We start from the raw sequence: 24,287 nt of genomic DNA on the forward strand, positions 1-24,287 counted from the left end.
AAAAAATAACCGCACTTTGATTGTTTCAAGGTGCGGTTTTTTATAGACAAAACAGATTATTTACGAGAAGTGTAATCGCCGACACAGACCCATTTATAACTGGTTAAGGCTTCTAACCCCATTGGGCCACGAGCATGAAGTTTTTGGGTACTTACCGCCACTTCTGCACCTAAACCAAATTGTCCGCCATCGGTGAATCGAGTACTTGCATTAACATACACGGCTGCCGCATCTACTTGATTGATAAATTGCGTGGCTAATCGTTGGTTTTCCGTCAAGATACTTTCTGAATGTTGTGTGCCATATTCACAGATGTGAGCAATCGCCGCATCCATATCTTCAACCACCACAACATTGAGATCGAGTGAGCCCCATTCTTGGCGTAATGCTTGTTCAGTCACTTCTTGCACATCGACATTTGTAGCTTGAAGAATCGAAAGTGCGGTCGATTTTGCATGGAATTTTACTTTTTTCTCGGCTAAATATTTCGCGAGTTTTGGTAGGAAGGTTTCTGCAATCGAGCGTTGAACTAAAAGTGTTTCCAACGTATTACATGTGCTTGGACGTTGGCATTTTGCATTCGCAATCACCGCAAGGGCTTTTTCTTGGTCAGCACTTTCTTCCACAAAAAGATGACAAACACCCACACCACCGACAATCACTGGAATGGTAGAATGTTGTTTACAAAGCTCATGTAAACCAGCACCGCCACGAGGAATAATCATATCCACGTAGCGATCCAATTTAAGCAGTTGCATCACCAGTTCACGATTCGGATCGGTAATAGCTTGGACTGCATGGCGTGGTAATCCTGCTTGTTCAAGGGCATTTTGTACCACTTCTACTAAAATTTGGTTGGAATGTTGTGTTTCCTTTCCGCCACGTAAAATCACGGCATTACCGGTTTTTAAGCAAAGGCTTGCCACATCAATGGTGACATTTGGACGTGCTTCGTAAATGGTACCAATCACGCCAAGCGGAGTACGAACTCGTTCGATCTTTAATCCGCTATCTAAGGTGCCCCCATCAATAATTTTACCCACAGGATCGGCGAGCGAAATCACATGGCGCACATCATTTGCAATGTCTTTTAGGCGATCTTCGGTTAATAAGAGGCGGTCAATTAAGGCTTCAGATAAGCCATTTTGTTTCGCGATTTCAATATCTTTTTGGTTTGCGGCAAGAATACGATCCGCTTGTTGTTCTAATTGATCTGCAATAATGCTGAGTGCATGATTTTTTTCAGTGGTGTTTAACTGCGCTAAAATAAAGGCTGCATCTTTGGCCTGTTTGCCCATTTGTTCTAACATATCGAATCCCTTGTTATTTCAACAAAAATATGGTGTAGCTTATCGTAAAAATGAGCAAGGTGAAATGATTAAAATTAAGGATTTTGTGAATTATGAGTAATGATTTATCATCTATTCAGTTTATATCTCGTGAGTAGGGTGCGATTTGAGAATTTATAAACCCTAGGTAAGTCTTAATATTTCTTAAACAATAAAATAAAGGTTTGTATGACATTATTTGAAGAGTGTGTAGAAGCTCTTTCAGACGATTTTAGCCTCTTATCAGAGGAAAAAGAGAAAGAGGTTCTAAATATTTTTTATAAATATCCATTTGAGTATGGAAATATAAATAAATTAAAGGAAGGTATTGTTACTTTAAAATTTGATAAATTGATCAGATTGATTGAAGAAAAAGTAAAATCTTCAGAAGTTTATGTTTTAGCCGATATAAGTGGGGTACCTATCTTTAAAACTAATTTATTCTTAGCTTTAGAAAAAATATATGATATATCTGCACTATCAACAAAAGTGTTTTTGCTTGGGGATGGTTATTTGGCTCAAATAGTGCCCCGAAAAACTCCATTAGATATTGTAGCCTTGAATTCTGAGTAGTTATCGAGTCGTTTAGCATTTGAGCGGTATACAATCTAAAGTGCTAGAATATAAAATGAGTTTGATTTTTAAGAAATTTTAAAAATTTTTTAAATAGTTTTATCTTATGACTCCATCATGCAATCTCTTTAATCAGAGAAAGCTAAACGTACAGCTTATCAATTATTTCGTTTTCTTCGGTAATTTATCATTTGTTTCATCTTCTTGCTCTTGGAAATCGAAAACGGGTAGTCCCCAGCCAAATCGAACAGCAAGTAAACGCAATGAAAAACCGCTGAATAAAGTCAGTAAAATCGTAAATGTATGATCTAATTGAATGTGTTGGAATGCCATATACATAGCCGCGGAGAAGAATGACACGCTGGCGTAAAGTTCTTTTTGGAATACAAGGGGAATGCGGTTACAAAGTAAATCACGCAACACACCACCAAATGCCCCTGTCACGGTTGCCGCAATGGATGTCACGGTAAAGCCATAACCCATATCAATGGCAATTTGCGCACCGATGATGGAGTACACGATTAATCCTAAGGCATCTAACACCAAGAAAATGGTGCGAAAGTAGCGCATAAAATGTTTGATGAAGGGCGCAATAAAAACGGTTAATACTGCCGCACCAGCTACCATGATGAAATATTCAGGATGTTTAACCCAGCCAACAGGGTAGTGCCCTAATAATACATCACGTACTGTACCTCCGCCAATCGCCGTCACGCAGGCGATAATAATTACCCCGAAAATATCCATTTTTTCTCGTCCAGCGGCTAATGCGCCGGTAATTCCTTCGGCGGTAATTCCAATAATATAAAGTACGCTTAATAGCATTTTTTGTGGTTCCTAAAGTGCGGTTATTATTTTGCTTATTTTAAAAGGGAATGAGGCAAAATGCACGAAAGCCATTAAAAAAAGCCGTAAATTTTGGCATAATGACGCCTTCTTTTTCTAATCGAGAATTTTATGTCAGAAGAACAATCCAAACCCTTGGCCGCATTTCTTGCGATATTGCCAATTGGGTTGCTATTAATGGTCGATTTTTTTATAGAATCTTTGCAACTTGCTGAAAAATTGATTCCTCATTTAGCCTTTGGCGTGCTGATTGCCCAATTGCTTTGTTTAGTTGCCTTTATTAAAGGGGAAATTTGCCCAGGGCAGCGTGGGCGTTTAATTAAAGCAAATGTCTGTTTTGCGCTTTATTGGTTTATTTGGCTAGGGATGAGCTTGGCCTCACCACATCATTACGTGATAATTGATATTGTCAGCTTATGCGGGTTATCTGCCGTATATGCAGTATGGAAACAACCTAAAGATGAAGTCGCTCGCCGTGGTTTTCTCTTAATGGCATCTTTGGTGAGTGGATTTGGTGTCATTGCCTATTTGATGATTTTCTTCGGCAATCCAACACCGAATTTCGTGCAATATAACCCACTGGCACAAGCTTTAATGGGCGTATTATTAGCGAATTTATGTTTGTCCGTTTCTCGTAATCGTCTGCAAGGTTTCATTGCATTACTACCATTATTGATGATTTTATTACTAGTCCTTAATGCATTGGCAGTACTGATTTTTATTATTTATCAAGGCACAAGTGCGGTCGTTTTTTCGAACGTTTTCGCATACGGCATTTATTTTCTGCTTCACTTAGTGATAGCGGGTGTATTGCTCTTACACAGTGTAAATAAATGGAAACTCAGCTATAACAGCCTACTCATTTTATTCTTTATGGCTAGTAGCTTGCCAGTCTGGGCGATGTTTATTTAATGGATAAAATAAAATCTTACGCCGCCCCGATGTTAGTCGTGGGCTGCGTGCTATTCGGTTTAGGAAGCCTAATTGTTAAGTTTGTGCCAGTGGGAGGTTATGCCATTGCGTTCTGGCGCTTACTCATTGCCTCTTTTATTTTCTGGTTTTTGATGAAATTAAAAAGACAGCGTTTTCCTAAAAGCCGTAAAGCGATCATGTATGCCGTATTATCTGGTATCTTTTTAGCCTTTGATTTATCTTTTTGGCATGATAGTGTATATGCAGTGGGGCCAGGTATTTCAACCTTGTTGAATAGCTTGCAGATTTTCTTCTTGGCGGCAATTGGGTATTTATTTTTTGGCGAACGTCAAAGCAAACTACAAATGTTAAGTCTATTTTTAGCGGTTGTGGGGGTTGTCTTAATCACTGGGGAAGAACTACAACATAATTTTGAAGGGATGTACGGCATTATCATTGGTCTCATTTCTGCAGGCATGCTTGCGGCTTCAATGATTATGATTAAAAAGGTGCACGAAGAAGAGCCAACGGCTTTATTTCCATTAATGTTTATTCTGAGCGTGAGTGGTGCTTTGGTCTTAATTATTCCTTCGCTTATTTTTAATTACGATAACCTTTATCCAACTACATTTACCGATTGGGGATTGGTATTTATTTATGGTACGGTGATGCAATGCTTAGCATGGGGAATGATTGCTTATACCATTCCTTACTTATCTTTAGGTTTAACCGGTTTATTGCTTCTTTCTGAACCGGTGGTGGCGCTTGTGATTGATTATTTTGGTTTGGATAAGCCCATCAATCATTGGCAATGGGCGGGTGCAGTGCTGACATTAGTGGCAATTTATCTGGGCTCTCAAAAAAGTAAAACCTCTTAAAACAAAAAAGTGCGGTAAATTTCACCGCACTTTGTCTTCACATTAAACCAATTACTCAGCTGTTTTCTTTTTCAAGTATTGATAGAGCTCGTCTTTAATCCGTAATTTTTCTTTTTTCAAGTTCTCAATTTCCGTATGAGTAGCGAGTTCTATGTTATCAATCTTATTTTTGATCTCTTGGTCTAATGCATTGTGCTTTTCAAACAAGCGATCGAAATAAGCATCTTTATTTTTGAGATTAGTAATTAAATCGCGAAATTCAGGAAACATAGGTTACTCCTCTTGGTTAACGTTCATTTTCATTATAGAACTTTTTTTTGCTGTTTCTAGTGTCTCATTCTCAGAATTTGACAGAGATCACAAAATTAAATCATGGCAAAGTGCGGTCATAAAATTGGATGTTTTTGAAGATATTAATAAAAGAAAAATCAGGGTTTTAACTGGTTTATTTGCTCAAAGCACGCTAGAATAAAGGTATCTGTTTCATAATGAAAAATAGGGAATTCCAATGATCGATCCAAATTTACTCCGTAATAATCTGGCTGAAGTAGCAGAAAAATTAAAAGTAAAACGTAACTTTATTCTTGATACGGAAAAACTTACCGCATTAGAAGAACAACGCAAAGATTTACAAGTAAAAACTGAAACATTACAAGCTGAACGTAACGCGCGTTCCAAAGCCATTGGTGCGGCAAAAGCACGTGGTGAAGACATTGCACCATTATTGGCTGAAGTAGATAACATGGGCGAACAGCTTAACGAAGCGAAAACTCAACTTGATGCCGTGTTAGCAGAAATCAATCAAATCGCGTTAAGCATTCCAAACATCCCAGCGGATGAAGTGCCATTAGGTAAAGACGACACTGAAAATAAAGAAATTTTACGTTGGGGGACACCGCGTACATTTAATTTTGAAATCAAAGATCACGTGTCATTAGGTGAAGATGCCAATGGATTAGATTTTGCAGCAGGGGCTAAATTAGCAGGTGCGCGCTTTGCGGTAATGAAAGGTCAAATTGCTAAAATGCATCGTGCATTAGCGCAATTTATGCTAGATCTTCATACTGAACAACATGGTTATTTAGAAGCTTATGTACCTTATTTAGTCAACCATACGACTCTTTATGGAACAGGTCAATTACCAAAATTCGGTGAAGACTTATTCCATACTTTAGCGCTAGAAGGCGAACAACCTTACGCATTAATTCCAACAGCAGAAGTACCGGTAACTAACCTTGTTCGTGATGTGATTGTTGATGAAGCAGATTTACCAATCAAAATGACCGCACATACACCATGTTTCCGTTCTGAAGCAGGATCTTATGGTCGTGATACCCGTGGTTTAATTCGTATGCACCAATTCGATAAAGTGGAAATGGTACAAATCGTTGATCCTGATAAATCTATGGAAGCGCTTGAAGAATTAACAGGCCATGCAGAAAAAGTATTACAACTTTTAAATTTACCATATCGTAAAGTATTACTTTGTACTGGTGATATGGGCTTTGGTTCTTGCAAAACTTACGACTTAGAAGTGTGGGTGCCTGCACAAGATACTTACCGTGAGATTTCTTCTTGCTCAAACATGTGGGATTTCCAAGCGCGTCGTATGCAAGCTCGTTGCAAAGCGAAAGGTGATAAGAAAACTCGCTTAGTGCACACATTAAACGGCTCTGGCTTAGCGGTAGGCCGTACATTAGTGGCGGTGCTTGAGAACTATCAAAATGCAGATGGCTCAATTACTGTGCCAGAAGTATTACGTCCTTACATGGGCGGATTAGAAGTGATCTGCAAATAATCAAAAATATATTAATTCAATTTAGGGCTAATGTTTATTAGCCCTTTCTTTCATTTAGAGAAATGAGATTTTTATTCTAGTCTTTGAGATAAATCCACATCAATATTCGTGCATTTATGGGTAATCTTATAAGGTACCAATTTTAGGAGAATAATCATGACTGATAAACGACCTTTTCCATTACCAACAGGGTATTTTGCTATTCCATTAGGTTTAGGTGCCTTGTCTTTAGCTTGGCTGCATATGGGCGATACGCTCTCTTTTTCTCGGGATGTGAGTGATATTATTGGCATAACGTCTGTTTCAGTATGGGCACTTTTCGTCTTACTTTATATTTATAAAATAATTTATTTCTCTCACGAAGTACGAGATGAATATTGTTGTCCGATACGTTTTTCTTTTCTTGCCTTAATACCGATTACAACGATGTTAACCGGGGATATTCTGTATCGTTGGTTTCCTCTCATTGGTGAGGGATTAATTTGGATCGGGACAATTGGGCAATTATTGTTTGCTTCAGTGCGTATTAGTGCATTATGGAAAGATGGCAAATTTGAGCAGAAATCGACACTGCCACCATTTTATTTGCCCTCTGTCGCGACTAATTTCACCAGTGCCTCATCATTAGCCTTGTTAGGCTATCAAGATTTAGGCTACTTATTCTTAGGGGCGGGGATGATTGCGTGGATTATTTATGAACCGGTGTTATTCCAACGTTTACGAGTGTTGCAGATTGAACCACAATTTCGTCCAACAATGGGGATCATTCTTGCCCCAGCATTTGTGGGCTCGTCGGCTTACTTATCGCTTAATGAGGGAGAGATTGATCTTTTCGTTAAGCTCTTATGGGGATACGGCTTTTTACAAATGTTCTTTTTAATTCGCCTTTTCCCTTGGATTAGTGAAAAAGGGATGAATATTGGTTTTTGGTCTTTTTCATTTGGATTAGCTTCTTTAGCAAACGGGGCTGTTTCTTTTGTTCATCATAACGTACTGAGCGGATTGGCAAACGGTGCATTTATCTTTGCTAACTTGATGATGAGCGGTTTGGTGCTGATGACATTAGGAAAAATTTTCAAAGGACAATTTTGGTTAAAATAGCTTAAATAAAAAGTGCGGTTAAAAATAACCGTACTTTTTTTATGAATTTTTTAAATAACAACCTATCATTTACAAAAACTAGACATGTCGTTTTGCTGTTGATGTAAACGCAATCTTATCTGGTCGATAACTAATACTCCCATATTGAAACGGTCGCCCATCAGCCAAATAAGTGGTGCTCGTCACATTCACAATCATGTCATACTCACCAAGATTTATCGCATTTTTTTCTTCTTCATTCGCATAGCGAAAGACAATTTTTCGTTGTGAGTGGCTAATTTTTAATTTTAATTCGTTTTCCAAATAGTGATAAATAGACTGCTCAGCGATTTCTCGGCTAATAAAAGGCACGATACGGCGATCAAAATAAGAAACCTCATATTCAACGGCTTCGCCATCAATTTCACGGAGACGAGCAATACGGTAGAAATCGATCTGGTCATCGACATTAAAAATATGCATCAGCTCTTCTTCACCTTGCACAATATACAAGCTGGTTAATGTGGTTTTTACTTGGTGTGTAGAGGCATTATTTAATTCGCTGACGGTTTTAATTTCAGAAAGCATTTGTGGTTTAGATAAATCATGTTCTAAAACAATCGAATTTCGGCCTTGTTGCTTTTGAATGTAGCCATCAATTTCTAGTAAAGAAAGCGCTTTTCGAATAGTATCTTTAGAAAAACCATAGCTTTGCATGAGTTCATTTTCACTCGGGAGTTCTTGCAATGGCGCTAAATTACCATTATTAATTTGGGTCTTTATCTCGTTATAGACTTGCTTGTACTTGCTCATTTTTAATCCTTTTATCGACCGTTCGTTCCATAGGTGTCGTCATAGCATATCATAAAATCATAAATGTTATACGTATAAAATGTGACAAAAGTCACACATTTACGAAAATGTTATTAACTTTTACGTATAAGTTGTTGCATAAAAATACGGTTAGGTTAGAATGAGCCAAAATGATAACTTCCTAGAGGAAATATTATGCTTACTCGTTCAAGTGGTGTTCTTATGCACATTACCTCGTTACCAAATGCATTCGGGATTGGTAGCTTTGGGCAATCGGCTTATGATTTTGTCGATTTTTTAGTTGAAACTAAACAAACTTATTGGCAAATTCTTCCACTTACTACCACCAGTTATGGTGATTCACCTTATCAATCTTTCTCTGCAATTGCAGGTAATACTCACCTTATTGATTTTGATTTACTAACCCAAATGGGCTTACTGAAAGAATCTGATTATGCTTCAGTCCATTTTGGTGATGATCCAACTAGCGTGGATTATGAACGTATCTTTTACGCACGCCGTCCGATTTTAGAAACAGCCGTAAAAAATTTTTTAGTGAATCAATCACTCCAAGCTGATTTCAATCACTTCGAGAAAAACAATCGATTATGGTTGGAGGATTTTGCTGAGTTTATGGCAATTAAAGAGCATTTTGGTAATCAAGCATTACAAAAATGGGATGATAAAAAAGCCGTTGCGCGCGATCCAAAGACATTAGAAAAATATCGCACGATGTTAGTGGATCAAATTCAGTACTTTAAAGTGACTCAATATTTCTTCTTCAAACAATGGGGCGAATTAAAAGATTACGCGAATCAAAGAGGCATTAAGATTATCGGTGATATGCCGATTTATGTGGCGGCAGATAGCGTTGAAGTTTGGACAAAACCAGAACTCTTCCAATTAGATAAAGAACGTAATCCACTTTTTGTTGCGGGGGTTCCAGCCGATCAATTCAGTGCAACGGGGCAGCTTTGGGGCAATCCGCTTTACGATTGGGAAGAACATAAAAAACAAGGCTATACTTGGTGGATTCACCGTATTGAAGAAAGTTTCAAGATTTATGATGTACTTCGCATCGACCATTTCAAGGGTTTCTCAGATTACTGGCAAGTGGACGGAAAGGCAGAGGTTGCTAAAGATGGTAGTTGGCAGCCAGGTCCAGGCTATGATTTATTTAAAGCCGTTAAAGAGCAATTGGGTGATTTACCGATTATTGCCGAAGATTTAGGTAATATTGATGATAAAGCAAGAAAACTGCTTGCAGATTGTAATTACCCAGGCATGAAGATCCTGCAATTTGGTTTTGAAGATGTCAGCGGAAAAAGCTTAGATAGCCCGCATTATTGCATCCCACATTCCATTGTTTATACCGGTACACATGATAACGATGTGACCAATGGTTGGTATAACGGACTTACCGATCAACAGCAACAATATATTAATGATTATACGCATCGTAGTGAGGATGAATCGATTTGCCAAGCGATGATTCGTCAGCTCTTTGCAACAGTCAGCAATACCGCGATTGCCACAATGCAAGATGTTTTAGATTTGCCAGCGAGCTCAAGAATGAATATTCCCTCAACAATTGGTGGAAACTGGCAATGGAGAATGCAGCAATCTGATTTAACGCAAGATAAAAAAGACTTTTTAGCAAAAATGACCACGTTATATCAACGTGCTAATCAGGAAAATCCAATGATTAAATTTAGTACATTTGTAAAAAACAAAACCAATAAATCGCTTGAGCAATTAAGTGATAAAGAAACTTATATTCAATTATTAAATTACGTAAAAAACCTTTCCGCAGATAAACCTAAAAACACGGGTAAACGTAAGGTTTACTATATCTCAGCAGAGTTTTTAATCGGTAAATTACTTTCTAATAACCTCATTAACCTTGGTGTGTATCAAGATATCAAAGTGGAATTAGAAAGTGCCGGTAAATCATTAAGCCATATTGAAGATATTGAGCCAGAACCATCTTTAGGAAATGGTGGTTTAGGGCGTTTGGCTTCTTGTTTTATTGATTCAATGTCTACCCTTGGCTTAAATGCTGAAGGGGTCGGTTTAAATTATCATTATGGTTTGTTCAAACAAGTCTTCAAAAAGAATGAACAACATGCCGAGCCTAATGACTGGATTGAAGATAGCTCTTGGTTAATTCCAACGGATATTAGCTATGAGGTGCCATTTAAGAAATTTACGTTAACCTCTAAATTAGATCGTATTGATATTTTAGGTTATAAGAAAGACACGAAAAACTATCTCAATTTGTTTGATATTAAATCAGTGAATCCTAAACTGATTAAAAAAGGTATCGAGTTTGATAAAACCGCGATTGAAGAAAATCTAACATTATTCCTTTATCCAGACGATTCAGATAAAAATGGGGAATTACTGCGTATTTATCAACAATACTTCATGGTATCAAATGCGGCACAATTATTAATTGATGAAGCAATTGTGCGTGGCAGTAATTTACATGATTTAGCCGATTATGCGTATGTACAGATCAATGATACACACCCTTCAATGGTGATTCCTGAATTAATTCGCTTATTAACCGAAAAACATCAAATTAAGTTTGCCGAAGCCGTTGAAATCGTACGTAATATGGTGGGCTACACAAACCATACCATTTTGGCTGAAGCATTAGAAAAATGGCCGCTAGATTATTTAGATGAAGTCGTGCCGCATTTAGTGGTGATCATTAAGAAATTAGATAAATTAGTGCGTGCAGAATATAAAGATCCTGCAGTACAAATTATTGATAAACAAAAACGTGTGCATATGGCGCACATGGACATCCACTTTTCAAATTCTGTGAATGGTGTGGCGGCATTACATACGGAGATTTTGAAAAATTCAGAACTTAAAGCGTTCTATGCGTTATATCCTGAAAAATTCAATAATAAGACAAATGGCATTACCTTCCGCCGTTGGTTAGAGTTTTCTAACCAACCATTAGCGTCTTACATTAAAGAATTGATTGGCGATGAGTATTTGCATGATGCAACGAAATTAGAAAAATTGTTAGCCTTTAAAGCTGATAAAAAGGTTCATCAACAATTAGCGAAAATTAAGTTTGAAAATAAATTAGCATTAAAAGCGTACCTTAAAGAAAATAAAGGTATTGATTTAGATGAAAATTCAATCATTGATACGCAAATTAAGCGTTTCCATGAATATAAACGCCAACAAATGAATGCGCTTTATGTGATTCATAAATACTTAGAAATTAAAGCGGGTAAATTACCAAAACGTAAAATTACGGTGATTTTTGGTGGAAAAGCCGCACCAGCTTACGTGATTGCACAGGATATTATTCATTTAATTCTTTGCTTATCTGAGTTAATCAATAATGATCCTAAAGTGAATAAGTATTTAAACGTGCATTTGGTGGAAAACTATAATGTGAGTGTGGCGGAAAAACTGATTCCAGCAACCGATATTTCAGAACAAATTTCACTTGCCTCTAAAGAAGCTTCTGGTACAGGGAATATGAAATTTATGCTGAATGGCGCATTAACGTTAGGCACAATGGATGGCGCTAATGTTGAAATTGCAGAATTAGCAGGCGCTGAAAATATCTATACATTCGGTAAAGACTCAGAAAGCATTATTAAACTTTATGAGACAGCGGGTTATGTTTCAAAAGCGTATTATGAAAACGACAAAGAGATTAAAAGAGCGGTCGATTTTATTCTGAATCCTGCCGTGGTGAAATTAGGCAATAAAACACGTTTAGAACGTCTTTATAACGAATTATTGAATAAAGACTGGTTTATGACGTTGATTGACTTTAATGCTTATGTTGAAGCGAAAGAACAAATCTTAGCTGATTATGAAGATCAAGATAGTTGGAATGAGAAAGTAGTTCACAATATCGCAAAAGCGGGCTTCTTCTCATCAGATCGTACTATCGCTCAATATAATGCAGACATTTGGCATTGTGAGGGCTAAGGGGGGAGGCAATGAAACTACTTACCCTGAATGTACACGCTTGGTTAGAAGCTAACCAAGCGGAAAAAATAGAGATTCTTGCTGAGACTATTGTGGAAAAGGGCTATGACATTATCGCCTTACAAGAGGTTAATCAATTGATGTCGGCTCCTGCTATTTCGCCAACGTTAAAGCAAGATAACTATGGTGTCATTCTGTTGAATAAAATCAATCAACGCGTTGCACAAAAATATTCGCTTTTTTGGAGCAATTCGCATATTGGCTACGATAAATATGATGAAGGCATTGCGTTTTTAACCCGTTTGCCTGTTTATGATGTTGATGCGTTTTATTGTAGCCAACACCAACGTCTTGACTCGATTCTCTCGCGTAAAATCATTGGCTTGACAGTGGAATATCAAGGCCAATTGATTGAATGTTATTCTTGCCACATCAATTTGCCAAATTGCGATGGGGAAAACCAACTCGATAATGTTCGTTATATTGTAGAGCGAAGTCAAAGTGCGAATCTTAAAATCTTGATGGGCGATTTCAATACCGATGCAATAAGCGATCAACACGCTTATCAACAAATTAAATCCTTAGGCTTATTCGATACCTTTGAAATGGCAGAACAGAAGGATAGCGGCATCACTGTGGAGAAAGCGATTGATGGCTGGAAAGGCCATAGTCAAGAAAAGCGGTTAGATTATATTTTTTTAAACCAAGCAAAAAGGGTTTTATCCAGTCAGGTTATTTTTAATGGCAAAAATAAACCGATTGTTTCCGACCATTTTGGCGTAGAAGTAAATCTCATCTCGTAGGAGGATTGATATGAAAAAACTACTCAGTTTTGAGTTTTGGCAAAAATTCGGTAAATGCCTAATGGTTGTGATTGCCGTTATGCCAGCAGCGGGTTTAATGGTGAGTATTGGTAACTCACTGCCTTTGATTAGTGACGCAGAATGGCTAGCGCGTGTCGGAAACATTATCGCTCAAATTGGTTGGGGGATTATCGGTAATCTTCATTTATTATTTGCTTTAGCGATTGGTGGTAGCTGGGCAAATGAGCGTGCAGGTGGGGCATTTGCAGCGGGCCTTGCTTTCATTTTAATTAACTTAATCACGGGTCACTTCTTCGGCGTGAAGATTGAAATGCTAGCCGATCCAAATGCTCACGTAAGTACCGTATTTGCAGGAGAAATCCCAGTTGCACATTACTTTGTGAATATTCTAGGACAGCCTGCGTTGAATATGGGGGTATTCGTCGGTATTATTGCGGGTTTTGTTGGAGCAACAACCTTCAATAGTTACTACAATTTCCGTAAATTACCTGAAGTACTCACTTTCTTTAATGGTAAACGTTTTGTTCCTTTCGTTGTCATTTATCGTTCTGTATTAGTCGCTATCGTTTTATCGCTATTCTGGCCTTTAGTTCAAACTGGAATTAACCATTTCGGTCAATGGATTGCGAACTCACAAAACTCAGCGCCAATTTTAGCACCATTTATTTATGGTACTTTAGAGCGTCTATTACTTCCGTTTGGTTTACACCACATGTTGACTATCCCAATGAACTATACGTCATTAGGCGGTACTTATGAATTCTTAACAGGTGTACAACAAGGTAAACAAGTATTTGGTCAAGACCCACTATGGCTTGCATGGATTTCTGACTTAATTAACCTTAAAGATGCGGGTAATGTAACCCAATATAACGAGCTACTTTCAACCGTGACACCAGCTCGATTCAAAGTAGGGCAAATGATTGGTTCAAGCGGTATCTTAATGGGCTTGACGCTTGCTATGTATATCAACGTAGATGAAGACAAGAAAAAACTCTATAAAGGTATTTTCCTTTCATCAGCACTTGCGGTGTTCTTAACAGGCGTAACCGAGCCAATCGAATACATGTTTATGTTTGTCGCATTACCGCTTTATATTGTTTATGCTTTAGTACAAGGTTGTGCTTTCGCGATGGCAGATATCGTGGACTTACGTGTGCATTCATTCGGTAACATTGAGTTCTTAACGCGTACACCAATGGCGATTAAAGCTGGCATTGGTATGGATGTGATCAACTTTATTTGGGTATCTATCCTCTTTGCCGTTGCCATGTTCTTTATCGCGAACTTTATGATTAAGAAATTTAACCTTGCCACAGCAGGCCGTAATGGTAACTATGATGCGAAAGGTTCAGATGAAGCTTCTAGCGATGAGCCAAAAGTTGCGAATGCTAGCACGCAAGTTATTCAAATCATCAACTTGCTTGGCGGACGTAATAATATCGCGGATGTTGATGCTTGTATGACACGTTTACGTATCACTGTACATAATCCAGATTTAGTCGGTGATGAAGCCAGCTGGAAACAAGCGGGTGCAATGGGCTTTATTGTAAAAGGTTCTGGTATCCAAGCGATTTATGGGCCAAAAGCAGATGTCTTAAAATCAGATATCCAAGACGTGCTTTCATCTGGTGTTGATATTCCTAAAATGTAATTCAATCTAAATGCTAATTTTATCCCCGCTCTTCAAGGCGGGGATATCATATACCTCTCCTAGATATTGAATATCTTCAATATATCTCCAAAATTCCTTTATTTGATACCATCTATAAAATATTGTCACAACTTCGGCGCTATAAAAAATACCGCCTATTGTGTAACGAGCGGTATTTTTAGTGTTAGATAGGAAGTGGTCATTAAATGATTAACTGACCGATAATACTGCGAGTTTCTTCTCGAACCTCGGTAAGTTTCACTTTCACTAAATCACCGATTTTGTAACGACGTTCCCCTTGAATATACAGCGCCAATTCATCCGCATTCACTTGCATTTCATCTTTATTTGGATGCAATGTGGAGGCCGGTACGAACATGGATGCGCCATTTTCCAATAATTGAACCCGTAAACCACCACGCATCACATCTTGCACTTCTGCATCAAATTCAGCATTTTCAGCGACTTTATCAGCAAGATAGCGACAATATAACCAATCTGCAATATCACGTTCAACCAAGCGATTTTGGCGACGTGCTTCTTGCAAGCGAGCAAGCACCTCATCTTGTGGTTTTTCACAAGCTTGCTGTGTGAGCACGGCTTTAATTAAACGATGGTTCACCATATCGGAATATTTACGGATAGGCGATGTCCAAGTTGCATAACCTTCTAATCCAAGCCCAAAATGTGGAGCAAGTTCCGATTTAAATTCCGCAAAGGTTAAATAACGGCGTAAACGGAATTCTAAATAGTCACCTTCAATCGGTTCAATATCATGACGCATTTGACAATAACCCTTTAAGGTTGCCAAATTTTCTACCGAATAACGCTCAGCAAGCTCGGCTTGATTTTCTTCATTAGCTAAATTTGCCATTAAGAAATTATGCGCGCTTTCTAAGAATTTCTTATCAAACCCAGAGTGTGTATTAAAAATACCGGTTTGTGCTTGTTCAGCTAAGAATTGTGCAGCACAGATATTGGCAATAATCATGGATTCTTCCACAATTTGATTTGCAATACGACGATATTCTGCTTTAATTTCTTTCACTTTGCCATTTTCAGCGAGAATAAAGGAGTAATCCGGTTTCTCTTTAAATAAGAGAGAATGCGTTTTGCGCCATTGAATACGCGCTTTGGTAAATTGATGTAACCAATCAATTTGCTGTGCAATTTCAGGTGTTTCCGGTTGCCATGCATTCGGTACTTGTTCTAAATAATCTGAAATCTTGTTATAGGCTAATTTCGCTTTAGATTGCACATAAGCCGATACAAAATGCGGTTTAGCCGTGATATTACCTTCAAGATCTGTTTCAATGTAACACACTAATGCAGGGCGAGTTTCATTTGCCATTAATGAACATAATTCATCAGATAATTCACGAGGCAACATTGGGATATTAAAGCCAGGCAAATAATTGGTAAAACAACGCTGTTTGGCATCTTTTTCAATTTGTGAATCTAATGCAATGTAAGCTGTTGGATCCGCAATAGCAACGACTAATCGCCAGCCAGTTTGTGTACCATTTTGCTCGACAGGTTCGATGTAAAGAGCATCGTCCATATCCTGCGTGCTTTCAGAGTCAATGGTGACAAAATGAAGTGCGGTCAGATCTTCGCGAGTTTGTTGATCTAACATTTCATAACTTTCTGCACCTTGCACAGGATGACGAGATTGCTCATGACGTGCTAATGTCACCCACCAAGGGGCTAATTCATCATCAGCACGGCAGATAAATTGATTGATGGTAGCATAGAAAAAGCGATCATCACGTAATGGGTGCGTTTTCAAATTTGCTACGACCCAGTCGCCTTCTTGTAATTCTTCTTTGACGGATTTGGCTTGTTGCGCGCCAATGGGTTGGTTGATACTTGGGTGATCAACCAAAACTTGTAATTTTTTGTCTTTATTGAACCGCACTTTGGCAATAAAGCGAGTGAGCATTGGCTCAATTAATTCTTCAGGTTCAGCTTGCTCTTTATCACCTTGTTTTTCGATGGTGGCTTTAATTTTGTCACCGTGCATGACTTTTTTCATTGCCGGTGGGGCAATAAAGTAGCTTTTTTTATCGCACTCTAAAAAACCATAAGCTTTATCGGTACTTTTTACCACGCCTTCAACGTGTTCTTTGCTATCGTGGATTTGTTGCTTAAGTTGTGCGAGTAATGGATTATCTTGGAACATAGTTATATTTAAAAAAAGAGAAAAGGCAGACTGAAAAGCCTGCCTAAAAATAGATTGTACGAAAAATTACTCTTCGCCTAATTCACCCATTGCAGTGATGCTGAAACCTGCATCTACGTGAACGATTTCACCTGTAATACCCGATGCTAAATCAGAGCATAAGAATGCTGCTGAGTTGCCCACATCTTCGATAGTAACAGTGCGGCGTAATGCTGCGGTTTTCTCAAATGCAGAAAGCATTTTCTTGAAGTTTTTAATACCTGATGCTGCTAAGGTTCGGATAGGACCAGCAGAGATCGCATTCACACGAATACCTTCTTTACCTAGATCAGCCGCCATCACGCGAGTTGCCGCTTCAAGAGAGGCTTTCGCTAAACACATGACGTTGTAGTTAGGAATTGCGCGCTCAGCACCTAAGTAAGAAAGGGTTAATAACGCTGCATTTGGATTTAAGTAAGGACGTGCCGCTTGAGCCATTGCTACAAAGCTGAATGCACTGATGTCGTGAGCGATACGGTAGCCTTCACGAGTTGCTGCGTTTACGTAATCACCATCTAATTGGTCGCCTGGTGCGAATGCGATAGCGTGTACGAAACCATCAAATTTTTCCCAACGTTTGCTTAATTCAGCAAAGCAGTTTTGGATGCTTTCATCGGTTGCTACGTCTAAAGGAAGTACGATGTCAGAACCAAATTCTTTTGCAAATTCTTCTACGCGTGGTTGTAATTTATCGTTTAAATAAGTGAAAGCAAGTTCAGCGCCTTGTTCTTTCATTGCTTTTGCAATCCCGTAAGCAATAGAACGGTTGCTTGCAAGACCTGTTACTAAAATACGTTTACCAGTTAAAAAACCCATATTTTTTCCTATGTTTGAGTTAAAAAAATCGACGAGATTATACTTGTTTTGTGTGCTTTCGGCAATTAATCACACTTTGTACCAGTTAGGCCGGATTATCAATATCTTTAAATTCTACATCCAAGCCATATTCAGCCGCTAACCATTCACCTAATGCTTTGATACCGTAGCGTTCAGTCGCATGATGACCAGCCGCAAAGAAATGAATACCTTGCTCACGAGCAGAGTGAATTGTTTGCTCTGAAACCTCACCGGTAATAAAGGCATCACAACCTTGTGCTGCCGCTAAATCAATATAGCCTTGTCCGCCACCGGTACAAATGCCAATTTTTCGGATTAAGTGCGGTCCGTTTTCCGTGCAAATTAACGGTTTGCGTTGAAGTACTTGTTCAATACGTTGAGTAAATTCTTCAGCGGTAACGGGTTCTTTTAACGTTCCCCAAACAGGAATGCTGGTTGTGCTATTTTCTAAAGGTTGAAGATCGCTAATCCCTAATAACAGAGCAAGTTTGGCATTGTTGCCTAATTCTGGGTGAACATCCAAAGGCAAGTGGTAGCCGTATAAATTAATGTCATTCACAAGCAAGGTTTTGATGCGTTTTCCTTTCATGCCGCGAATACATGGATTTTCACTTTTCCAAAAATAGCCATGGTGGACAAGCACTGCATCAGCTTGTTGTACAACGGCATAATCAATTAGTGCTTGGCTTGCGGTGACACCCGTGATGATCTTTTTGATCTCCGCTTTGCCTTCTACTTGCAAACCGTTAGGCGCATAATCGTTAATTCTGTCTGTGCTAAGTTTTTCGTTTAGTAAACGTTCAAGTTCTAGATTGTTCATGATCTCTAAGAAAAAAGAAAAGGGTGAGATATGGTAAGAGATTTCAAAAAAAATGGCTAGTGCAAAAGGAGTGGGGGGAATGCACTAGCCAGTAGAGTGTCTGTCATAACACAAGTTTACTATCTAAAACGAGATTCATTATATACTTAATTATATAAAGATCAAGAGGGATTTTAGATATTTTTAAAAATAGAATTATTGACAGATTTACCAGCCCTCAATAATAGTATTTTTACAAAATTTTATAGGCAGAACTCGCTGAGTTAGTCGCATAATAGAGCAATTAACTCAAGATATATTTAAGTGTTTAACCAATTGTTTTAATTATATTTTATTCCAAGAAGTATACTTCTTTTAGTTGGTATTGACATACCAACTAAACAAACACTGATAAAAATATTTTTAATTAACATTTAACATAAGGAATCGGAGTAAAACATGCCAAAAATTGAATTATCAAGTAAATGGTCTTGTGATGGACGTGAGTTAAAACCTAAAGTTGGAGTAAACCAAAGTGATATTTGGATATATGATGGACGTGAGCTAAAACCTAAAGTCGGAGCAAAACAAAGTGATATTTGGGTATATGATGGACGTGAGTTAAAACCTAAGGTTGGAGCAAAACAAAGTGATATTTGGGTGACAGAAGGGAATAAGATTAAGCCTAAAATTTCAGCAAACAATAATACTACTTATGAACTAAGTGGTAAGCCTATTCTAGTTGCTTTTGGTCAGATTGTTTTAAAACTTTGGTAAGAGAGAGGTAGTTATGTCTAAAAAAATTAGAAGTTGTGCAATTTATAAAGATTTAATTATCGAATCTGCTGAAGATTATACCGTTACTATCAGATGTCGTGACAGAAAAACACGAAACATGTTAAGAGAAATTTCTGAAGATCTTGGTTTTGAATATTCTGACGAATGGAATACTCGTTATTTTGGCCATCGATTAATTAATTTCATCAACGGTGTTGATACTCGTAGAGAAACTACAAAATTAGCAGAGGATAAATTCCCAGAAGAACTTATCTCAGATACTGATACTACAGAGTATATTTCTGATGAGGATTGGGAATGGTGGTGTGGATTATCAGATACACTAAAATATATTGTGTTATGGAATATTAAAGATGAATTTCTTGATGAAGACCATGGCCTAACTCCTGAATATGATGATTTAAGTCAGGAAATTTCTACAGAACTAGATCTTTATGACAGAAATGGTGCAATCGCTTTCTATTTGAAAGATTATATTGTAGGTGTGCATTTCTCAGATGGTAATTTTGAACCTGGAATAACTCATAAATTTGTCATTCCGGATAATGTGTATAATATTAGAGAGTTGCCTAAATTGTCACATATTAAGCAATTGTCTTCATTATCGTTCCATGGTTGGGGGGGCGGTTTTGGTTCGGAGGAAATTGATTTGCTTGCTCAAATTCCTCAACTGAAAGAACTGGATCTTACTACTAATAGTATTTCCGGAGATGCTCTAGAAAAATTATCCTCGTTGACTAATTTAAGAACTCTTTCTTTGCCATATTCGGGGGATTGGAGTGCGGATGAGTGTAGTATGTTAGCCGCATTAGGTGATAAATTACCAAATTGTGTAATTAATCTACATGTTGGTACTTATGAGGATATTAGTAATCTTGCTGCATTAAAAAACCTTAATGTATCATCACTTTCATTCAGAGATTGGGATGAGTCTATAAAAGAAGATGTAATAGATTTGATAATTTCATTCTCTAGTATTAAAGAATTAGACCTTTCTGGTAATAAAGTAGATATTCAATTATTAGCTAAATTAGCGTCTTTGCCTAATTTAAGCACCCTTTATTTAGAAGATACTAAGAATTTTGATTACTACAGCATAGAACCTGATAGTGATGAGTGTAATCAACTTCAAAGTGCATTACCAAATTGTAAAATTCGGTATAGCATATAATAAGTTGGATTTACGATTGACTAACTTTATAAATAACACTGTGTGTAATACATGCGGTGTTTATTATTTTTATTGTGGAATGGCAAGTATATAGAAAGAAATATTACTTATTCGTTTTGGTGTTCCCATATTTAAATAAATATCAAGAATTGGAGAAAATATGGAAAAGCCTTTACCTCCTAAACCCCATTTTTCAGAAGTTAATAAATATCTAAATGAATGGAAAAATCTTGAAGGTTATACTTCACAAGAAGAGGCATTAAATAAACTTTTTCTAGAGTTATTACCTGGAAATTCTGAAATAGCTGATATTTTATTAAAGGCATCATGTTTAAATGATTTTTATAGCACAAGAATATTTGCTATTTATCCTGTGGCAAAACATATTTTAAGTATTAAAGATCTAGATAAACGTTTAAAGGCTGGTGATATAAAATTAGTTCGTGAATTAGGAAACGTAAAAATTGGTGATAACAAAAGGTATTTTTATTCTTTTGCGACTAAATATTGTAGTCATCATAATCCAATTTCTTTTCCAATTTATGATAGCTATGTGGAGAAAGTTCTCGTTTATTTTAATAAAGTAGATAAATTTTCATCTTTTAAAATAAAAGATTTAAAAGATTACAGAAAATTTAAAGGGATTTTATTAGATTTTCAAAGATATTATAAATTAAAGAGATTCAATTTAAAAGAGATTGACCGATATCTCTGGTTATTAGGTAAGGAGTTTTTTCCAAAAAAATAATAACCTATTCTTAATATAAAATAAAAGGCTAGATTCTTTATAGTATCTAGCCTTTTCAGATTTTTTTAGTAGACCATCTTTTTTACAAATATAAACTCGGCTCATCTTCCGTTGGGCGGGTTTTAAATCGGCGATGTAGCCACATGTATTGTTCCACACCTTTTAAGATTTCCTTTTCTACGACTTTATTCATTCTTGCAGCGATCGCCGTTTCATCTGAAAGATCGGAAAAATCCACCGGTGGCGAAATACTGACCGTATAGCCTGAACCATCTTTATTACGTAATGGGGCAAAAGGCACGACTTTGCAATTTGGCGCAGATTTAAGTAGATAGTAACTGCCCGTCGTGGTTGCCGCTTCTTGTACAGCAAAGAAAGGCACAAATACCGCATTTTTTCTGCCGTAATCATGATCAGGCGCATACCAAATGGTTTCGCCACTGCGAAGAGCTTTAATCATTCCACGTAAATCTTTTCGATTAAGTAAATCTTTGTTAGATTTTAAGCGGCCTTGAGTTTGCAACCAATCAAAAGCTGGATTATCGTTGGGACGATAAACGCCTACACCGGGATGCTCTAAGCCTACAATACGCGCGCCTAACTCCAGAGTGAGGAAATGAACTCCCACAAAAATGATGCCATCTTGAGCATTTTCTTTTAAATAATTTAAGCCTTCAATTTTTGACCATTTTTTAATGCGCGCATCAGACCAAAACCATGCCATGCCGGTTTCAATAATCGCCATCCCAACGGCACGCAAGTTTTCTTGCAAAATGGCTTCACGCTCTTGCTCGGGCATTTCTGGGAAGCAGAGCTCAAGATTTCGGCGTGCGATAGCGGCACGGCGTTTTCCCACTTTTAGTTTTGAGAAAAGCCAGCCCAAGCCATTGCCAATATGACGTAGAATTGGATAGGGAAGTAACAAAAGGCTTCGCCAAATCGCCACACCAAGCCAAAATCCCCAGTATTTAGGGGCAAGAAAGTGCGGTTGAAATTGAGGGAGTTTTTCGTTTTTCATAATTCTTTTCTAGTTAGTTCGGGGTGTAGTTTATCGCAAATTTGAGTTGTGGTAAAATTGCGCCAAATTTTTATTATTCCAACAGAGAGATTTCAAAATGGCTCAATATTCTGCCAATTTTAATCAAGCAAAAGTATTAGTGTTAGGCGATGTGATGCTTGACCGTTACTGGTTTGGTGCGACTAATCGTATTTCACCGGAAGCACCGGTTCCTGTGGTTCGTGTACAAGATAATGAAGAGCGTGCAGGTGGTGCAGCAAACGTGGCAATGAATATTGCTTCTCTTAATGTACCTGTGCAAATTTTAGGTTTAATTGGTCAGGATGAAACAGGTTCCGCCTTAACGAATTTATTACAGCACCAAAAAATTGATTGTAATTTTGTGGCATTGAATACTCATCCAACTATTACAAAATTACGTATTTTATCTCGCCATCAACAGTTACTTCGTTTAGATTTTGAAGAAGATTTCCAAAATGTGGAATGCCAAGAGTTGCTTGCAAAATTAGAAGCAGAAGTGAAAAACTTTGGTGCGTTAGTACTTTCTGATTACGGTAAAGGTACGTTAAAAGATGTGCAAAAGATGATCCAAATTGCACGTAAAGCTAACGTACCCGTGTTAATCGATCCAAAAGGTACGGATTTTGAGCGTTACCGAGGCGCCACTTTACTGACACCAAATATGTCAGAGTTTGAAGCGGTAGTAGGTAAGTGTGATTCTGAAGAAGAAATCATTGAGAAAGGTTTAAAATTAATTTCAGACATTGAATTGACCGCACTTTTAGTGACGCGCTCTGAAAAAGGCATGACATTACTGCGTCCAAATCAAGAGCCTTTCCATTTGCCAACCGTTGCCAAAGAAGTATTCGATGTAACAGGTGCAGGTGATACCGTAATCAGCGTATTAGCAACCTCACTTGCAGATGGACGTTCTTTTGAAGAATCTTGCTATTTAGCCAATGTGGCGGCAGGTATTGTGGTCGGTAAATTGGGTACATCAACGGTTTCTACTGTGGAGTTAGAGAATGCGATCCACGGCCGTTCTGAAACAGGCTTCGGTATTATGTCTGAAAGCCAATTAAAAACTGCGGTAGCTCATGCTAAAGCGCGCGGTGAGAAAATTGTGATGACAAACGGTTGTTTTGACATTCTTCACCCTGGCCACGTGTCTTATTTAGAAAATGCTCGCAAACTTGGCGATCGTTTAATTGTTGCCGTGAATACGGATGATTCAGTGAAACGCTTAAAAGGTGAAAGTCGCCCAATTAACAATCTGAATGCTCGTATGACAGTATTGGCTGGTTTAGCTTCTGTGGATTGGGTTGTTTCTTTTGATGAAGATACACCACAACGTTTAATCGGCGATATTTTACCGGATTTATTGGTAAAAGGCGGCGATTACAAACCTGAAGAGATTGCAGGCAGCAAAGAAGTGTGGGCGAATGGTGGCGATGTTTGTGTATTGAATTTCGAAAATGGCTGCTCAACTACGAACGTAATTGAAAAAATCAAAGCGCTGAAAGATTAATTTATTAAGGAATGAGTAGAATAAAGCTTGCCTTTATCCTGCTCAATCGTTAAAATTCAGGCTCCTTGTCATCGCTGAGTTAGAGATCGGCGAATGATGTATTAATAACACTACCTTTTAGGAGTAAAAAAATGTCTCTAAGTACTGAAAAAAAAGCAGCAATCGTTGCTGAATTTGGTCGTGATGCGAAAGATACTGGTTCTTCTGAAGTTCAAATCGCATTATTAACTGCACAAATCAACCACTTACAAGCTCACTTCGCTGAGCACAAAAAAGACCACCATGGTCGTCGTGGTTTATTACGTATGGTTTCTCGTCGTCGTAAACTTTTAGACTACTTAAAACGTACTGATCTTGCTTTATACCAAAGCACTATCGCTCGTTTAGGTTTACGTCGCTAATTTTTATTACGATAGTAAAAATAAAAGCCTTCGGATTACCGAGGGCTTTTTTATTTTCTGCATATTAGAAAAATAAAAAACGGTCAAAAAT

The 24,287-nt window shown here is 37.7% G+C and carries 21 protein-coding genes; 13 read left to right on the top strand and 8 right to left on the bottom strand.

Annotated features, from left to right (window positions below; all coding sequences use genetic code 11):
• Window positions 1-56 precede the first annotated feature (56 nt).
• Window positions 57-1,310 (bottom strand): glutamate-5-semialdehyde dehydrogenase, encoded by a 1,254-nt coding sequence (gene proA, locus HMPREF2750_RS00725; RefSeq protein WP_070582198.1) that lies wholly within the window; start codon window positions 1,308-1,310, stop codon window positions 57-59.
• A 207-nt stretch (window positions 1,311-1,517) separates the two neighbouring features.
• Here proA and HMPREF2750_RS00730 point away from each other — a divergent pair, with 207 nt between their 5' ends.
• On the top strand, window positions 1,518-1,901 hold the full coding sequence (locus HMPREF2750_RS00730) for a CDI toxin immunity protein (protein WP_070582199.1): 384 nt from the start codon (window positions 1,518-1,520) through the stop codon (window positions 1,899-1,901).
• A gap of 162 nt (window positions 1,902-2,063) precedes the next feature.
• On the opposite strand, the gene HMPREF2750_RS00735 is transcribed toward HMPREF2750_RS00730, so the two are convergent.
• Window positions 2,064-2,726: a trimeric intracellular cation channel family protein gene (locus tag HMPREF2750_RS00735; protein WP_049362782.1), complete on the bottom strand. Its 663-nt coding sequence runs from the start codon at window positions 2,724-2,726 to the stop codon at window positions 2,064-2,066.
• 132 nt (window positions 2,727-2,858) lie between these two features.
• Here HMPREF2750_RS00735 and HMPREF2750_RS00740 point away from each other — a divergent pair, with 132 nt between their 5' ends.
• Complete coding sequence (locus tag HMPREF2750_RS00740; protein ID WP_070582200.1) at window positions 2,859-3,659, top strand: hypothetical protein; 801 nt, start codon at window positions 2,859-2,861, stop codon at window positions 3,657-3,659.
• Window positions 3,659-4,537, top strand: coding sequence for a DMT family transporter (locus HMPREF2750_RS00745; protein WP_070582201.1), 879 nt, complete (start codon window positions 3,659-3,661; stop codon window positions 4,535-4,537). The genes HMPREF2750_RS00740 and HMPREF2750_RS00745 overlap by 1 nt, the downstream gene beginning before the upstream one ends.
• A 51-nt stretch (window positions 4,538-4,588) precedes the next feature.
• Here HMPREF2750_RS00745 and HMPREF2750_RS00750 read toward each other — a convergent pair whose 3' ends face one another.
• Window positions 4,589-4,807 carry an HP1242/YdcH family protein gene (locus HMPREF2750_RS00750; protein ID WP_070582202.1) on the bottom strand — a complete coding sequence of 73 codons (219 nt, stop codon included), beginning with the start codon at window positions 4,805-4,807 and terminating at the stop codon, window positions 4,589-4,591.
• Between the two features lie 238 nt (window positions 4,808-5,045).
• Between HMPREF2750_RS00750 and serS the strand changes: the two genes are divergently transcribed.
• Together serS and tehA are read left to right on the top strand one after the other, a co-directional pair.
• Window positions 5,046-6,335, top strand: a complete 1,290-nt coding sequence (serS, locus tag HMPREF2750_RS00755) for a serine--tRNA ligase (protein ID WP_070582203.1) — start codon at window positions 5,046-5,048, stop codon at window positions 6,333-6,335.
• 156 nt (window positions 6,336-6,491) lie between these two features.
• Complete coding sequence (tehA, locus tag HMPREF2750_RS00760) at window positions 6,492-7,436, top strand: dicarboxylate transporter/tellurite-resistance protein TehA (protein ID WP_070582204.1); 945 nt, start codon at window positions 6,492-6,494, stop codon at window positions 7,434-7,436.
• 78 nt (window positions 7,437-7,514) lie between these two features.
• Here tehA and HMPREF2750_RS00765 read toward each other — a convergent pair whose 3' ends face one another.
• Complete coding sequence (locus HMPREF2750_RS00765) at window positions 7,515-8,228, bottom strand: GntR family transcriptional regulator (protein ID WP_070582205.1); 714 nt, start codon at window positions 8,226-8,228, stop codon at window positions 7,515-7,517.
• Between the two features lie 195 nt (window positions 8,229-8,423).
• Here HMPREF2750_RS00765 and malQ point away from each other — a divergent pair, with 195 nt between their 5' ends.
• Genes malQ through HMPREF2750_RS00780 form a run of 3 tightly spaced genes read left to right on the top strand, consistent with a single transcriptional unit; the run spans window position 8,424 to window position 14,675 of the window.
• Entirely contained in the window at window positions 8,424-12,197 is a 3,774-nt protein-coding gene (malQ, locus tag HMPREF2750_RS09815; protein ID WP_083304570.1) for a 4-alpha-glucanotransferase, read from the top strand.
• Between the two features lie 11 nt (window positions 12,198-12,208).
• Window positions 12,209-13,000 carry an endonuclease/exonuclease/phosphatase family protein gene (locus HMPREF2750_RS00775; RefSeq protein ID WP_070582206.1) on the top strand — a complete coding sequence of 264 codons (792 nt, stop codon included), beginning with the start codon at window positions 12,209-12,211 and terminating at the stop codon, window positions 12,998-13,000.
• 10 nt (window positions 13,001-13,010) lie between these two features.
• Entirely contained in the window at window positions 13,011-14,675 is a 1,665-nt protein-coding gene (locus HMPREF2750_RS00780) for a PTS transporter subunit IIBC (protein WP_054418688.1), read from the top strand.
• A 202-nt stretch (window positions 14,676-14,877) separates the two neighbouring features.
• Here the strand turns inward: HMPREF2750_RS00780 and rnb are convergent, their stop codons facing one another.
• The 3 genes from rnb to HMPREF2750_RS00795 form a co-directional block, all read right to left on the bottom strand.
• Complete coding sequence (gene rnb / locus HMPREF2750_RS00785; RefSeq protein WP_070582207.1) at window positions 14,878-16,857, bottom strand: exoribonuclease II; 1,980 nt, start codon at window positions 16,855-16,857, stop codon at window positions 14,878-14,880.
• A 66-nt stretch (window positions 16,858-16,923) separates the two neighbouring features.
• Window positions 16,924-17,712, bottom strand: coding sequence for an enoyl-ACP reductase FabI (locus HMPREF2750_RS00790; RefSeq protein WP_007242104.1), 789 nt, complete (start codon window positions 17,710-17,712; stop codon window positions 16,924-16,926).
• A gap of 85 nt (window positions 17,713-17,797) precedes the next feature.
• Window positions 17,798-18,553 carry a Nif3-like dinuclear metal center hexameric protein gene (locus HMPREF2750_RS00795; protein WP_070582208.1) on the bottom strand — a complete coding sequence of 252 codons (756 nt, stop codon included), beginning with the start codon at window positions 18,551-18,553 and terminating at the stop codon, window positions 17,798-17,800.
• Between the two features lie 438 nt (window positions 18,554-18,991).
• Here HMPREF2750_RS00795 and HMPREF2750_RS00800 point away from each other — a divergent pair, with 438 nt between their 5' ends.
• From HMPREF2750_RS00800 to HMPREF2750_RS00810, 3 genes are all read left to right on the top strand, one after another.
• A complete protein-coding gene (locus HMPREF2750_RS00800; protein ID WP_070582209.1) occupies window positions 18,992-19,309 on the top strand; it encodes a hypothetical protein in 318 nt (105 codons plus the stop codon).
• Between the two features lie 13 nt (window positions 19,310-19,322).
• Window positions 19,323-20,501, top strand: coding sequence for a leucine-rich repeat domain-containing protein (locus HMPREF2750_RS00805; protein ID WP_070582210.1), 1,179 nt, complete (start codon window positions 19,323-19,325; stop codon window positions 20,499-20,501).
• Window positions 20,502-20,661: 160 nt separating this feature from the next.
• Entirely contained in the window at window positions 20,662-21,249 is a 588-nt protein-coding gene (locus HMPREF2750_RS00810) for a hypothetical protein (RefSeq protein WP_070582211.1), read from the top strand.
• An 82-nt stretch (window positions 21,250-21,331) separates the two neighbouring features.
• Here the strand turns inward: HMPREF2750_RS00810 and HMPREF2750_RS00815 are convergent, their stop codons facing one another.
• Window positions 21,332-22,267, bottom strand: a complete 936-nt coding sequence (locus tag HMPREF2750_RS00815) for a Kdo(2)-lipid IV(A) acyltransferase (protein ID WP_070582212.1) — start codon at window positions 22,265-22,267, stop codon at window positions 21,332-21,334.
• A 97-nt stretch (window positions 22,268-22,364) separates the two neighbouring features.
• Here HMPREF2750_RS00815 and hldE point away from each other — a divergent pair, with 97 nt between their 5' ends.
• Both hldE and rpsO read left to right on the top strand, forming a co-directional pair.
• Entirely contained in the window at window positions 22,365-23,795 is a 1,431-nt protein-coding gene (hldE, locus tag HMPREF2750_RS00820; protein ID WP_070582213.1) for a bifunctional D-glycero-beta-D-manno-heptose-7-phosphate kinase/D-glycero-beta-D-manno-heptose 1-phosphate adenylyltransferase HldE, read from the top strand.
• Between the two features lie 131 nt (window positions 23,796-23,926).
• Complete coding sequence (gene rpsO, locus HMPREF2750_RS00825) at window positions 23,927-24,196, top strand: 30S ribosomal protein S15 (RefSeq protein ID WP_005628925.1); 270 nt, start codon at window positions 23,927-23,929, stop codon at window positions 24,194-24,196.
• Window positions 24,197-24,287: the final 91 nt, after the last annotated feature.

The sequence above is a fragment of the Haemophilus sp. HMSC066D02 genome (genome assembly GCF_001810545.1).
Taxonomy (GTDB): domain Bacteria; phylum Pseudomonadota; class Gammaproteobacteria; order Enterobacterales; family Pasteurellaceae; genus Haemophilus_D.

What these genes read in the sequence shown, in the direction of transcription:
- proA (WP_070582198.1), bottom strand. Translation starts at nt 1,310, where the DNA reads ATGTTAGAACAAATGGGCAAACAGGCCAAAGATGCAGCCTTTATTTTA.
- HMPREF2750_RS00730 (WP_070582199.1), top strand. Translation starts at nt 1,518, where the DNA reads ATGACATTATTTGAAGAGTGTGTAGAAGCTCTTTCAGACGATTTTAGC.
- HMPREF2750_RS00735 (WP_049362782.1), bottom strand. Translation starts at nt 2,726, where the DNA reads ATGCTATTAAGCGTACTTTATATTATTGGAATTACCGCCGAAGGAATT.
- HMPREF2750_RS00740 (WP_070582200.1), top strand. Translation starts at nt 2,859, where the DNA reads ATGTCAGAAGAACAATCCAAACCCTTGGCCGCATTTCTTGCGATATTG.
- HMPREF2750_RS00745 (WP_070582201.1), top strand. Translation starts at nt 3,659, where the DNA reads ATGGATAAAATAAAATCTTACGCCGCCCCGATGTTAGTCGTGGGCTGC.
- HMPREF2750_RS00750 (WP_070582202.1), bottom strand. Translation starts at nt 4,807, where the DNA reads ATGTTTCCTGAATTTCGCGATTTAATTACTAATCTCAAAAATAAAGAT.
- serS (WP_070582203.1), top strand. Translation starts at nt 5,046, where the DNA reads ATGATCGATCCAAATTTACTCCGTAATAATCTGGCTGAAGTAGCAGAA.
- tehA (WP_070582204.1), top strand. Translation starts at nt 6,492, where the DNA reads ATGACTGATAAACGACCTTTTCCATTACCAACAGGGTATTTTGCTATT.
- HMPREF2750_RS00765 (WP_070582205.1), bottom strand. Translation starts at nt 8,228, where the DNA reads ATGAGCAAGTACAAGCAAGTCTATAACGAGATAAAGACCCAAATTAAT.
- malQ (WP_083304570.1), top strand. Translation starts at nt 8,424, where the DNA reads ATGCTTACTCGTTCAAGTGGTGTTCTTATGCACATTACCTCGTTACCA.
- HMPREF2750_RS00775 (WP_070582206.1), top strand. Translation starts at nt 12,209, where the DNA reads ATGAAACTACTTACCCTGAATGTACACGCTTGGTTAGAAGCTAACCAA.
- HMPREF2750_RS00780 (WP_054418688.1), top strand. Translation starts at nt 13,011, where the DNA reads ATGAAAAAACTACTCAGTTTTGAGTTTTGGCAAAAATTCGGTAAATGC.
- rnb (WP_070582207.1), bottom strand. Translation starts at nt 16,857, where the DNA reads ATGTTCCAAGATAATCCATTACTCGCACAACTTAAGCAACAAATCCAC.
- HMPREF2750_RS00790 (WP_007242104.1), bottom strand. Translation starts at nt 17,712, where the DNA reads ATGGGTTTTTTAACTGGTAAACGTATTTTAGTAACAGGTCTTGCAAGC.
- HMPREF2750_RS00795 (WP_070582208.1), bottom strand. Translation starts at nt 18,553, where the DNA reads ATGAACAATCTAGAACTTGAACGTTTACTAAACGAAAAACTTAGCACA.
- HMPREF2750_RS00800 (WP_070582209.1), top strand. Translation starts at nt 18,992, where the DNA reads ATGCCAAAAATTGAATTATCAAGTAAATGGTCTTGTGATGGACGTGAG.
- HMPREF2750_RS00805 (WP_070582210.1), top strand. Translation starts at nt 19,323, where the DNA reads ATGTCTAAAAAAATTAGAAGTTGTGCAATTTATAAAGATTTAATTATC.
- HMPREF2750_RS00810 (WP_070582211.1), top strand. Translation starts at nt 20,662, where the DNA reads ATGGAAAAGCCTTTACCTCCTAAACCCCATTTTTCAGAAGTTAATAAA.
- HMPREF2750_RS00815 (WP_070582212.1), bottom strand. Translation starts at nt 22,267, where the DNA reads ATGAAAAACGAAAAACTCCCTCAATTTCAACCGCACTTTCTTGCCCCT.
- hldE (WP_070582213.1), top strand. Translation starts at nt 22,365, where the DNA reads ATGGCTCAATATTCTGCCAATTTTAATCAAGCAAAAGTATTAGTGTTA.
- rpsO (WP_005628925.1), top strand. Translation starts at nt 23,927, where the DNA reads ATGTCTCTAAGTACTGAAAAAAAAGCAGCAATCGTTGCTGAATTTGGT.